Here is a 12,647-nt window from a genome sequence, read left to right on the forward strand (position 1 = left end):
CCCAAGGGCGGTGTGAGGGTGGCCGTGTGACCACCACCGCCCAGCCGGCCGCCGAGGCCCCGGCGCAGGGCCCGCCCGTCCTGGACAAGCGCCGTCGCAACGTCGTCTTCGTGACCATCATGCTGGGGATGCTGCTCGCCGCGCTCGACCAGACGATCGTGGGCACCGCGCTGCCCACCATCGTGTCGGATCTGGGCGGCGCCGAGCACATGTCGTGGGTGGTGACGTCGTATCTGCTCGCGGAGACCGTCGCCACCGTCCTCGTCGGGAAGTTCGGTGACCTCTTCGGGCGGAAGGTCGTCTTTCAGATCTCGGCGATCGTGTTCATCACGGGCTCGTTCCTGTGCGGGCTTTCGACCAACATGACGCTGCTCATCGCCTGGCGCGCCCTGCAGGGCATCGGCGCGGGCGGTCTGATGGTGACGTCGATGGCGTTGATCGCCGATGTCATCCCGCTGCGTGAGCGCGGGAAGTACCAGGGTGCGATCGGTGCTGTCTTCGGGGTGGCCACCGTCATCGGGCCGTTGCTGGGCGGTCTTTTCACCGACCATTTGACCTGGCGCTGGGCCTTCTACGTCAACGTACCCATCGCGATCGTCGTGGTGATCGCGGCGGCCCGCACGATCCCCGTCGTGAAGTCGGCGGTGCGTCCCGTCATCGACTATCTGGGTATCGCGTTCGTCGCGATCGGGGCCAGTGCGCTGATCCTGGCGACGAGTTGGGGCGGCAACCAGTACGCGTGGGGTTCGGGCACGATCATCGCGCTGTTCGTGGGCGGCGCCGTCGCGCTCGCGCTGTTCTGTGTGGTCGAGACGCGGGCCGCCGAGCCGATGCTGCCGATGCGGCTCTTCGCCAACCCCGTCTTCACGGTCTGCTCGATCCTCAGCTTCATCGTGGGCTTCGCGATGCTCGGCGCGATGACGTTCCTGCCGACCTATCTGCAGTACGTGGACGGGGACTCGGCCACTGTCTCGGGCGTGCGGACGCTGCCCATGGTGATCGGGCTGCTCATCGCGTCCGTCTTCAGCGGCAATGTGGTGAGCAGGACCGGGAAGTATCGCGTCTTCCCGATCGTGGGTGCGCTGGTGATGGCGCTCGGGCTCTATCTCCTTTCGCTGATGGGCAGCGAGACCAGTACGTGGCTCGAATCGGTGTACATGTTCGTCCTCGGCACCGGCATCGGGCTCTGCATGCAGGTCCTGACGATCGCCGTGCAGAACACGGTCGTGTACTCGGATCTGGGCACGGCCACCTCAGGGGTGACCTTCTTCCGTACATTGGGCAGTTCGTTCGGGACGGCGGTGTTCGGCACCATTTACGCCAACACCCTTGAGCCGAACCTCAAGGACGGGGTCGCCGCCGCGGCCGGTACGGGCGCCGCGGACCCCGCCGTGGTGGCCAAGGCGGCGCAGAGCCCGCAAGGGCTGCACGATCTGCCGCCCGAAGCGGCCGCGCCCATCGTCGAGGCGTACGCCGACACGCTGCACACCGTCTTCCTGTGGACGGTGCCGGTGGCGCTCATCGGGTTCGTGGTGGCCCTGTTCCTCAAGCAGGTGCAGCTGCGGGACAGCGCGCGGATGAGTTCGGCGGACATGGGCGAGGGCTTTGCCTCGCCGACGACGAGCGGCTCCCCGGACCAGGTCCTGGAACTGGCGGTCGGGAACATCATCCGCAAGACCGGCATGGACACCGCGCGCCGCGTCATCAGGGACTCCGACACCCGCCTTGACATGGCGGGCGCATGGGCCGTGATGCAGGTGACGCTCTTCGACCGGATGGTGGGCCATGCGAATCTCAGCCTGATCGCGGCGCGGCGTCAGGTGCCGCCCGAGGTCCTGGTGCCGGTCTTCGACCGCATGGTCGATGAGGGCTTCCTCACCCGCTCCGGGATGCTCTTCTCGCACACCCGGGCGGGCGAGCGCGAGGCTGAAGTGATCGGCAAGGCGTGGGCGAAGTGGCTGGGCGAGCAGGTGGAGAAGGACAGGGGCCGGCCCGCCGACTCGGATCTCATCAGGGCGGTCGACGCGATCGCCAAGCGCCTCCTGGTGGAGGACCTGGAGCACGGTCTTTCGCCCGAGACGCGGCGGCCGCTCGCGTCGGCCAAGGCCGAGGTGTGATCAGCCGAGTCCGAGGCGGGAAAGCACGCTCGCCACATCGGGCAGCTCGTGCGCGCCATCGGGTGCCGGCGGACGGCGGACGACGAGTACGGGAACGGACAGCGCGCGGGCCGCGGTGAGCTTGGCGGCCGTGGCGGCGCCGCCGCTGTCCTTGGTCACCAGGATGTCGATGCGGTGCTCGCGCAGCAGTGCCGTCTCGCCCTCGACCGTGTAGGGGCCGCGGTCGAGCAGGATCTCGGTGTGGTGGGGCAGCGGCGGCTCGGGCGGCTCCACGGAACGTACGAGGAAGTGGAGTTCGGCCAGGAACGGCTCGGCGAAGGCGGCGAGGCCCAGGCGCCCCGTGGTCAGAAAGACCCGGCGGCCGAGCGAGGGCAGCAGGGCCGCGGCCTCGGCGAGCGATCCTGCGTCGTGCCACTGGTCGCCCGGGGCGGGCCGCCAGCCGGGCCTGCGCAGCAGGAACGCCGGGACGCCGGTGGCCGCGGCGGCCAGGACCGCGTGCTCGCTGATCGTGGCGGCGAAGGGGTGTGTGGCGTCCACGACGGCGTCCACGCGGTGCTCGCGCAGCCAGGCGGCGAGGCCGTCCACGCCGCCGAACCCGCCGACGCGTACGTCGCCTTCGAGCGCGGCGGGGCGGGCGACGCGCCCCGCGAGCGAGGTGGTCACGCGGACGTCGGGCCGGGTGGCGAGGCGCGCGGCGAGCGCGCGGGCTTCTGTGGTTCCGCCGAGGACGAGCACATGCATGGCCCCGAGGCTACGTCGCGCCGCCAGCGCCGCGTCGGCGAGGCGCTGGCGGCGCGTGGATGAGGCGGCACGAGGACACGTCGGTGAGTGGATGAGGCGGCACGAGGACGCGTCGGCACGAGGACGCGTCGGCACGAGGATGAGGCAGCGCGAGGATGAGGCGGCCCGTTGGACGAGGCAGCGCGTGGACGAGGCGGCGCGTGGACGAGGCGGCGCGAGGACGAGGCGGCACGAGGACGAGGCGGCACGTGGACGAGGCGGCACGAGGACGCGGCGGCCCATGGATGAGGCGGCACGAGGGCGTGTCAGCGGAGCAGCAGTTGGAGTCCGCCGAGGACGGTCGCGCCGATGACGAGCTGCTCGAAGAGCCGCTGGTTGATGCGGTGCACGGCGACCTTGCCGATGTAGGCGCCCGGCAGGACGAAGAGCACGAGCGCGGCGTCAAGGAGCAGCGAGTGCGCGTCGATCAGGCCGAGGCCCACGCTGAACGGCACCTTGGAGGTGTTGACGATCAGGAAGAACCACGCCGACGTGCCCAGGAAACTCAGCTTCCGGAAGCCCGCGGAGAGGAGATACATCGACAGGACCGGGCCGCCCGCGTTGGCGACCATCGTGGTGAATCCGCCGAGCACGCCGTACGCAGGGGCCTTGAGGCGGGAGCCGCTGCCGGGCTCCCCCTCGTCCGCCGGGGCGGCCCGGCGGCGCCACAGTGTGACGGCCGCCATCAGGAGCAGGATCGCCCCGATCGACGTACGCACACCGGCGTCGTCGGCCCACATCAGGAAGACGGTGCCCACGACCACACCGGCCGCGACGGCCGGGAACAGCCGCCACAGGGTGGGCCAGTGGGCATGCCGACGATAGATGAGGACGGCGAGCACGTCGCCCGCGATGAGGATCGGAAGGAGCACACCGGTCGACTCGCGGGCCGGGAGGACCGCGGCGAAGACGGCGAGGCTGACCGTGTTGGCGCCGCTGACGGCGGTCTTCGAGAAGCCGACCAGCAGTGCGGCCGCGGCGAGCGCGGCGAATTCCCAGAGCGATATGTCCATGTCAGGAACAGATGCTAGACCCATCTATCGTCCGGGGACGAACGGGCTAGGCCCTGCTGTAGGTGGCCCGCAGCTCCCGCTTGAGGATCTTCATGCTGGGGCCGAGCGGCAGCGCGTCGGTGAACTCCACGCGGCGCGGGTACTTGTGGCGACCCAGGTGTTTCTTGGACCAGGCGGTGATGCCCGCACCGTCGGGGTCCGAGCCGGGCCGCGCGACGACCACCGCGCAGATCTCTTCGCCGTGCACGTCGTCGGGCAAGCCGATCACCGCGGCGTGCGCGACGTCCGGGTGCCGCATCAGGACCTCTTCGACCTCGCGCGGGTAGACGTTGAAGCCGCCGCGGATGATGACGTCCTTCTTGCGGTCGACGATGGCCAGGAATCCGTCGGCGTCCTTGGTGCCGAGGTCTCCGGTGCGGAACCAGCCGTCGACCACGGCCTCCTCGGTGGCCTCCGGACGCCCCAGGTACCCGGAGAAGACGTTGTGGCCGCGGATGACGACCTCGCCGAGTTCCCCCGTCGGAAGGAGCTCGATGCGCCCCTCGACCTCGGCGCGGGCGATCTCCACGTCGACGCCCCACACCGGGTGGCCGATGGTGCCGGCCCTGGTACCGAAGACGGGCTGGTTCACGGAGGCGGTGGGCGAGGTCTCGGAGAGGCCGTAGCCCTCGTAGACCGGTACGCCGAAGGTCTCCTCGAAGCGTTCGAGTACGGCGACGGGGAGCGAGGCGCCTCCGGACACGCACTGCCGCAGCGTGGGCAGTTCGGCGGCGGTGGCCGCTGCCGCCACGAGGTTCACGTACATCGTCGGCACCCCGTGGAAGGTGTTGACGCCCTCCGCCGCCATCAGCTCGATGGCGCGCGCCGCGTCGAAGCGGGGCAGCAGGACGAGGGTGGCGCCCGCGCGCCAGGTGGCGTTCATCGACACGGTCTGGCCGAAGGCGTGGAAGAGCGGCAGCGCGCCGAGGGCGATGTCGTCGCGGTGCACGTCGTGGGCGTCGAAGGCGCAGACCGTCGCGTTCATCACCAGGTTGAAGTGGCTGAGCACGGCGCCCTTGGGGACGCCGGTGGTGCCGCTGGTGTAGAAGACGACGGCGGGGTCATCGGCGTCACGGGTGAGGTAGCCGGGCAGGGGCTCGGCCTCGCGCGCCAGGGTGTCCAGCTCGCCGTCCGCGCCGAGGGCGAGCATACGTACGCCGGTTGCGGCGGCCGCGGCCTTGCCCGTCTCGGCCTGCGCGGGGTGGCACAGAAGCAGGGTCGCGCCGCTGTCCCGCAGGACGTGCTCGACCTCCTCGGCGGACAGCAGCAGATGGACCGGGACGACGACACCGCCCGCTGCGAGGATCGCGTAGTAGGCGCGCGGGAACTCGGCGGTGTTGGGCGCCATCAGGGCCACGCGGTCCCCCGGCCCGACCCCGAGGCCCACGAGCGCCGCGGCCTGCGCTCGGGCCTGACTCCACAACTCGCCGAAGGAGAGCCGGAGTTCGCCCTCGACGAGGGCGGTGTGCGCCGGCCTGCGGCGGGCGGGCTCGGCGAGGATCGAGGCGAGGGACAACGTGGCCATGGGTGGTGCTCCGTTTCCGTACGGCCTTGCAGCCTTGCGGCCTTGCGGGGTGACGCGGTGGCGGTCTGGTGGCTGGAGTGGGCTCAGCCGCGCTCGACGAGCAGCGCGCTGCCCTGGCCCACGCCGACGCACATCGTGGCCAGGCCGCGTCCTGCGCCGGTGCGGCGCATACGGTGCAGCAACGTGGTGAGGATGCGGGCGCCGGAGCAGCCGAGGGGGTGGCCGAGCGCAATGGCGCCGCCGGTCGGGTTGACAAGGTCCGGGTCGATGCCGAGGGCGTCGACGCAGGCCAGGGCCTGGGCCGCGAACGCCTCGTTGAACTCGGCCTCCTGGACATCCCCGATGGACCACCCGACGCGGGTGAGCGCCTTCTGGGTGGCGGGGACGGGCCCGATGCCCATGACGTCCGGATGGACACCGGCGGAGGCTCCGGCGACGTACCGCCCGAGCGATTCGAGCCCGAGGCCGTTCAGGGCCTCCTCACTGACGAGGAGGAGTCCGGCCGCTCCGTCGTTCATCGGGGACGCGTTGCCCGCGGTGACGGTGCCGCCCTTGCGGAAGACGGGGCACAGGCCGCTCAGCTTCTCGTACGAGGTGTCCTCACGGACGCACTCGTCGAGGTCGACGACGGTCCCGTCGGGCCGCGTCACCGGGAGGATCTCGTCGTCGAAGTGGCCGTTCTTACGGGCGTCGGTGGCGCGTTGATGGCTGCGCAACGCGAAGGTGTCCTGGCGCTCGCGGGAGACGCCGTAGCGCACGGCGACTTCCTCGGCGGTCTCGCCCATCGCGAGTACGCCGTGCAGCTCCTTCATCGCCGGGTTGAGCAGACGCCAGCCGAGCCGGGTGTCGAACGTCTCCATCTTGTGCGGCAGGGCCTCGTCCGGGCGTGGCAGCACGAAGGGTGCGCGGCTCATCGACTCGGAGCCACCCGCGAGGACGATGTCGGCCTCGCCCGCGGCGATGGTGCGGGCGGCGGCGGTGACGGCCTCCATGCCCGAGGCGCAGAGCCGGTTCACGGTGGCGCCCGGCACGGACTCCGGGAGGCCCGCGAGGAGGGCGGCCATCCGGGCCGCATTGCGGTTGTCCTCGCCCGCCTGGTTGGCGGCGCCCCAGTAGATGTCGTCGATCCGGGCGGGGTCGAGCTGCGGGACGCCCGCGATCAGACCGCGTACGACCGTGGCGGCGAGGTCGTCGGGGCGTACGGAGGAGAGAGCGCCGCGGAGTTTGCCGATGGGGGTGCGGCGGGCTGCGGCGAAGTGGACTGGGCGCACGATACGGCTCCGGATCGTCACGGTTGATCTCACATGGTGGTCTCACGACATAAATTAGCACTGCTAGTTTTGGAGTCTAGTCGGGGGTGGGGAGTGGGGGGAAGTGCGGCTCCGCGCCCCGGAAGGGGCGCGGGGAACTGCGCGACCAGCCACATCCGGCCCGCAGATTCAGTACCAACCTTCCAGCGGAGCCCTCAGCCAAGCCCGATCCGCACCGCGCCACCCGCCGCGTCGACCAATCCGACCCAGGACCCCGAGAGGTGCAGCGACCCATGGGGCAGGACCCTCCGCTGCGCCCTCGCCCGGTGCAGGCACCGCCCGTCCTGGGTGACCAGCAGGACGGGGCGGACCAGGGTTTCCGCCGTGCGCAGCAGAAAGCGGGCGCCGGGAACCGGTGGCTCGCCCGGTACCAGGCGGTTCGGTGCCACCCACCGCAGGGGCGCGACGGCCTCGACGGACAGCCCTGCGGACGCCGGCCAGTCCGCGCCCTCCAGGTGGCGGCGCACCGCGGCCGCCGCGTCCGAGCCCTCCCGCGCCGCGGCCCTCGCCGGTTCCACCGCGTGCAGCACGTTGCCCACCGCGAACACCCCGCGCGACGCCGTACGGAACGCGCCGTCCACGGCGGGCCCCCGGGTCCCGGAGTCCAGCGGCACGCCCCCGCGCCGCGCCAGTTCCTGCTCGGGCACGAAGTCCCCGGTGAACACCACCGTGTCGCAGGCGATCGCCCCCGGCCGCCCGTCGGCGTGCCGCAGCCGCACCCCCGAAAGGCGCCCCCTGCCCAGGAGTTCCACGACCGTGGCGCCCGTCAGGAGCGGCACCCGGCGCCCCAGTCTGGCCGACGCGGCCCGCGCCCGGCCCACCTGCGGCCGCGTCTCCTCGGTGACGAGCGCGGCGACCTCGACGCCCGCGCGCCGCAGGGCGGTCAGCGCCGCGTAGCTCACCGGCTCCGCCCCGACGACGACCGCGCGGGTCCCGATCCGCTGGTGGTGGAGGTGCACCGCCTGTTGCAGTTCACCCGTCGTGTAGACGCCCGCCGGGCGGGTCCCCGGCACCAGGCGTGCGGCGCGCGGCCGTTCCCGCGCCCCGGTGGCCAGGACCACGGCACGCGCGGTGATCCGCTCCAGGCCGTGCGGCCCTGTCGTGTCGACCGTCAGCTCCCCTGCCCAACCGGTGGCGGTCACGCCGGTCCGTACGGCCGCCCCGGCGCCGAGGGCCGCTTCGACCAAGCGGTCGGCGTACTGCGGCCCCGTCACCCCCCAGCGGCCGAAGCCCCGGTGGTGGCAGTGGCGCGGCACCCCGCCGGCCCGCACCTCGCGCTCCAGGACCTCCACCGCGCCCGCGCCGACCGTGGCGAGCCGCCCGGCCGCGGCGAGCCCCGCGGGTCCGCCGCCGATCACGAGTACGTCGACCGCCCGCTGCCGCCTCATCGCGCCGCCCCCGACTCGCCCCATCCGTCGAAGAGTTCGCGCACCGCGGCCCCGCAGTAGAACCCCTGGCACCGCCCGCCGCGCGCCCGGGTCCGCCGCCGCAGGCCGTCAAGGGAACCGGGCGGGACCGTGCTGATCAGAGCGTCCCTGATCTCCCCGCGCGTCACGCGTTCGCAGTGGCAGACGATACTGCCGTAGGCGGGGTCGGTTGCGATGAGGTCGGCGCGCTGATAGGGGCGGGGGAAGGCCTCCCCCAGGTTCGGCATGAGCACGGGGTCGAGGTCACCGGGGTGCGTCAGGTCGAGTTCGGGTCCTGCCGCATCGGCGAGCAGGTCAACGACGTACGCGGCGATCGCCATGGACGCGGTGAGGCCTGTGGAGCGGATGCCGCCCACGGTGATCCAGCGCTCCTCGGGGGAGGCGTGGATCTGGTAGTCGTCGTGCTCGGTGGCGGCCCGCAGTCCCGCGTAGACCGTGGTGATCTCCTCGTCGAGCAGCGCGGGCAGGATCCGTCGCCCCTTGGTGCGCAGCATGTCGAGCCCGTCCGCGGTCGTCCCCGTGGCCGTCTTGTCGTCCAACTCCTCTGCCGTGGGCCCGAGAAGAACGTTTCCGTACACGGTCGGCGCCACCAGGACCCCCTTCCCCAGTGCCGTCGGCACCGGCAGGATGATGTGGCGGACCAGGTCGCGGGCGAGCTTGTCGAAGACGATGAGCTGGCCACGGCGGGGGGTGACGGTGAACTCGCCGTCCCCCAGGAGCTGCTGGTCGAGGTCGTCGGCGTGCAGTCCCGCGGCGTTGATGAGGTAGCGGGTGCGCAGCACGCCACGGGACGTGGTCAGCTCGCGGCATCCGGCGGCCGGGTACTCCACCCAAGTGCCCTTTTCGACACGGCAGTTCAGGTGCAGGTGCACTCCCCCGCGTACGGCTTGGGTGGCGTACGCGAGGGTCGTCGTCCAGGGGCAGATGATGGACTCGCCGGGGACGTCGAGCGCGCCGAGGGCGCCGGGCCCCAGGTGCGGTTCGCGGGACCGCACCTCGTCGGCGTCGATGATGCGGGCCGCCGGGTACGCGTTGTGTCGCGCCTTGTCCAACAGGGCGGGCAGAGCGGCCAGTTGCTCCTCGTCCCAGGCAACGAGCAGCGCGCCGACCGGCTCGACGGGGATCCCCGCATCGGCCGCGTACGCGGCGAGCAGGCGCTGCCCCTCGCGCACCAGGCGGGCCTCCAGGGAGCCCGGCACGGCGTCGAAACCGGTGTGCAGGATCGCCGTGTTGGCCTTCGACGTGCCCTCGCCGACGTCGCCGGAGGCCTCTACCAGGGCGACGCGGAGCCGGTGGTGCGCCGCCAGTTCACGGGCGATGGCCGAGCCGACCACGCCGGCGCCGACAACGGTCACGTCGTAGGGCTCGGACGGCAGCGGGCCCTTGGCGGTGACGGTCATCGCGGCCCCTCGGTGGTGGCGGTCGTCGCGTACCCCTCGGTGGTGGCGGTCGTCGCGTACCCCTCGGCGGTGGCCGTCGTCGCGTACCCCCCGGCGGTGGCGGTCAACGCATACCCCCCGGCGGTGGCGGTCGTCGCGTACGCCTCGGCGGTGGCGGTCAACGCATACCCCCCGGCGGTGGCGGTCATCGCGTACCCCCCGTGGTGATGGTCATCGCGACTGCCCGATGGCGGCCGTCATGACGACGGCGCGGGCGCGCGGTCCAGGAGCGCGGCGACCGCCGAGCGGAAGCCGGCGAGGCGTTCGGCCGCCTGCGCCGCGTCGATCCGTGGCTCGTACACGGCGGCGGGCCGCCACCGCGGCACCACGTCCCGCACACCGAGCTTCGGGTCCAGACCCAGGCGCGCGACGGCGCCCACACCGAGGGCGGTGACATCGGGCAACGCCGAGACCTCCACGGGCAGTTGGAGCAGATCCGCCTGGGTCTGCATAAGGAGGGCCGAGCGGGTCAGGCCGCCGTCGACGCGCAGGCTCGTCAGGGGCTCGCCCAGGTCGGCTGCCACGGCGTCGGCGAGCGAGACGACCTGGGCGGCGATGCCGTCGCACAGGGCGCGGACCAGGTGACCGGGGGTCGTGTCGAGGCCGAGCCCGGTGATCGAGCCGCGCAGATCGCCGCGCCACCAGGGCGCCGCGAGCCCGGCGAGGGCGGGTACGAAGGTGACGCCGCCCGCGTCCGGCACGGCCGAGCCCACCGGGTCGATGTCCTCGGCCCCGGCGATCACCCCGAGGTCCGTGAGCCAGCGCACGGCTGACGCGGCGGTGTAGACCTGCCCGTCCAGGCAGTAGCTGCTCTCCCCCGCGAGCCGCCAGGCGACACAGCTGACCAGGCCGGATTCGCCACGGCGCGGGCGCGAGCCGGTCTGGGCGAGCAGGAAGGCCCCGGTGCCGTAGGTGCACTTCGCGGTGCCCGGCTCGGTGACGTCCTGGGCGAGCAGCGCGGCCTGCTGGTCCACGAGCAGGCCGGTCAGCGGGAGTTCGGGGCCGAAGGCCGTCGTGGTGCCGACCGGGCCCGCGGCGTCGACGACGCGCGGCAGCCGCTCGCCGCCGAGCCCGAAGATGTCCAGGGCCCTCGGCGACCAGGCGACGTCGTCCAGGCCGAGCAGCTGGGTGCGTCCGGCCGTCGCCGCGTCGGTGACGAACTCTCCGGTGAGCCGGTGCACGAGCCAGGCGTCGCTGGTGGTGACCACGCCGTCCCGGGTGAGATGGCGGCGTATCCACGCCATCTTGGGCGCGGCGAAGTAGGGGTCGAGGGGGAGCCCCGTCAACTCCCTCAACTCATCTGCGTATGGAGCGAGTTCCGTGCACAGCGGTTCCGCCCGCCGGTCCTGCCACACGATCGCCTCGGTCAGCGGCCGGCCGGACGCGGGGTCCCAGGCGAGCACCGTCTCGCCCTGGTTGGCGAGCCCGACGGCGGCGACCGGCTCCCCCGCATCGTCCAGGGCACGGCGCCCCGCATCGACGACCGAGGCGAGCAGCGCGGCCGGATCCACCTCCACCCGGCCGCCGGGCAGATGGCGCGGGCGCACCGGCGCGGCGCCGGAGCCGATCACGCCGCGCTCCGGGCAGAGGACGAGCGCCTTGGTGCCGGACGTGCCCTGGTCGATGGCGAGGACGGCCTCGCCGCGCGGAGCGCTGCCATTCGTGATCACCGCGGAAGCCTGCTACAGCGGCCACGAGGGCGTCAAGGGCCCCTCTTCCGCCCGGCTTCCGCCCCGAAGTGAGCTCAAATTGCCAACCGGCGCGCCGAGTTGAGCGCAAGTTGGGCGCAAATCGATCCCAGAACATCCACAAACCGCCGTGGAAACGGAACATCCAGATCTACACTGACCGCCGAGCAACACGGTTGTCCCGCACGCCAGTTCACGCCAACCGATCAAGCCGTCCGACCTTCCGCCCCCTCCCCCACAGATCCCCGCTGATCCCCACTGATCCCCACTGAGGATTCATGCCCACACCGTCCGGCCGCCCCGTCTATCACCCGGCGGGCCACGACGAACAGTTGCGCGCCGTGCTCCAGGACCTCAAGGCGGGTCGCTGGGTGTCGACGCGGAACCTGCTCGACGCGACGCCCGACTGGGGCCTGTGGACACAGCGCACACAGATCCTGGCGGCCGCCGTCGCCGGTTCCGACGTGGTCAGGGCCTGGCAGGAGGAGGAGCCGCTCAGCGAGGCGGCCGCCGTCCTGCACACCAGGGTGCTCGTCGAGCGGACCCTGCGCGCCCGCCGGGCCGGGCACCGCCACACCAACGAGCTGTGGCGCGAGGCGGCCGCGGCCTGCGGCGCCCTGGCGGACGCGTCCCCCGAGGATCCCGTGCCGTGGGTCTGTCTGCTGGCCCTGGCCCAGCTCGACAAGGGGCAGCGGTGGGACGAGCACCGGGTGCCCGCCCCGGAGCCGATGCTGTTCCCCGGCCCCTGGCATCTGCTCGCCGAGGCCGACAAGCGCGACCCCGGCAATCGCGAGGCCTACCACCGCATGCTGCAGTTCGCCTACGCGCGTCGACCCTCGGGACCGCTGACCGAAGCGGTCAACTTCGCGCACTGGGCGGCCGGTTCGGCGCCCGCCGGATCCGCGCTCCACTTACTGCCCCTGTACGTACGGGTCGAGCGGTACCGCAAGGACGGCGGCGGCGAGCGCGCCCTCGACCTGCACTGGATCGGCGACGACGCGACCCGGTCCGCGCTGCGCGCCCTGCACCTGTGGTTCGAGCACACGCTGCCCGCGGCGACCTCGCTCCTCGACCTCAACCATCTGGCCCACGCGTTATGGGGCGCGCACCAATTCCAGGACGCCGTAAGGGTGTTCACGGTCCTCGACCCCTTCTACACCGTGGCGCCGTGGACGTACCGCACCCGGGCACCCGGTGACGCGGAGGCGGCGGCCGAGGCGTTCGTCCAGGCGCGCACCCGCTGTATGAGCGCCGTACGAGATCCGGGCTGAGGCAGCCCGCGAGCCCTGCCGGGCCATCGAAGCAGGCC

10 protein-coding genes are annotated in these 12,647 nt (G+C 72.4%); 2 read left to right on the forward strand and 8 right to left on the reverse strand.

Features of this window, described 5'->3' with window-relative positions; genetic code table 11:
- Positions 1–119 precede the first annotated feature (119 nt).
- Positions 120–2,117: an MDR family MFS transporter gene (locus tag AB0O76_RS13825; RefSeq protein ID WP_365489779.1), complete on the forward strand. Its 1,998-nt coding sequence runs from the start codon at positions 120–122 to the stop codon at positions 2,115–2,117.
- Here AB0O76_RS13825 and AB0O76_RS13830 read toward each other — a convergent pair whose 3' ends face one another.
- The 8 genes from AB0O76_RS13830 to AB0O76_RS13865 form a co-directional block, all read right to left on the reverse strand.
- On the reverse strand, positions 2,118–2,858 hold the full coding sequence (locus AB0O76_RS13830) for a cobalt-precorrin-6A reductase (protein WP_365489342.1): 741 nt from the start codon (positions 2,856–2,858) through the stop codon (positions 2,118–2,120).
- Between the two features lie 305 nt (positions 2,859–3,163).
- Positions 3,164–3,910: a sulfite exporter TauE/SafE family protein gene (locus AB0O76_RS13835; RefSeq protein WP_365489345.1), complete on the reverse strand. Its 747-nt coding sequence runs from the start codon at positions 3,908–3,910 to the stop codon at positions 3,164–3,166.
- A gap of 46 nt (positions 3,911–3,956) precedes the next feature.
- A complete protein-coding gene (locus AB0O76_RS13840) occupies positions 3,957–5,474 on the reverse strand; it encodes a long-chain fatty acid--CoA ligase (protein WP_365489347.1) in 1,518 nt (505 codons plus the stop codon).
- Positions 5,475–5,557: 83 nt separating this feature from the next.
- A complete protein-coding gene (locus AB0O76_RS13845; protein WP_365489350.1) occupies positions 5,558–6,745 on the reverse strand; it encodes a thiolase family protein in 1,188 nt (395 codons plus the stop codon).
- 194 nt (positions 6,746–6,939) lie between these two features.
- A complete protein-coding gene (locus AB0O76_RS13850) occupies positions 6,940–8,172 on the reverse strand; it encodes an FAD-dependent oxidoreductase (protein WP_365489353.1) in 1,233 nt (410 codons plus the stop codon).
- Positions 8,169–9,611, reverse strand: a complete 1,443-nt coding sequence (locus AB0O76_RS13855; RefSeq protein WP_365489356.1) for an FAD-dependent oxidoreductase — start codon at positions 9,609–9,611, stop codon at positions 8,169–8,171. The genes AB0O76_RS13850 and AB0O76_RS13855 overlap by 4 nt, the downstream gene beginning before the upstream one ends.
- Entirely contained in the window at positions 9,608–9,799 is a 192-nt protein-coding gene (locus AB0O76_RS13860) for a hypothetical protein (RefSeq protein ID WP_365489359.1), read from the reverse strand. Before AB0O76_RS13860 ends, AB0O76_RS13855 begins: the two co-directional genes overlap by 4 nt.
- A gap of 48 nt (positions 9,800–9,847) precedes the next feature.
- Positions 9,848–11,320, reverse strand: coding sequence for an FGGY family carbohydrate kinase (locus AB0O76_RS13865; protein WP_365489362.1), 1,473 nt, complete (start codon positions 11,318–11,320; stop codon positions 9,848–9,850).
- 296 nt (positions 11,321–11,616) lie between these two features.
- On the opposite strand from AB0O76_RS13865, the gene AB0O76_RS13870 reads away from it, so the two are divergent.
- Entirely contained in the window at positions 11,617–12,609 is a 993-nt protein-coding gene (locus AB0O76_RS13870; RefSeq protein ID WP_365489365.1) for a hypothetical protein, read from the forward strand.
- The last annotated feature ends 38 nt before the right edge of the window (positions 12,610–12,647 follow it).

Origin of the sequence: Streptomyces sp. NPDC086554 (assembly GCF_040686095.1) — a bacterium.
Lineage (GTDB): Bacteria > Actinomycetota > Actinomycetes > Streptomycetales > Streptomycetaceae > Streptomyces.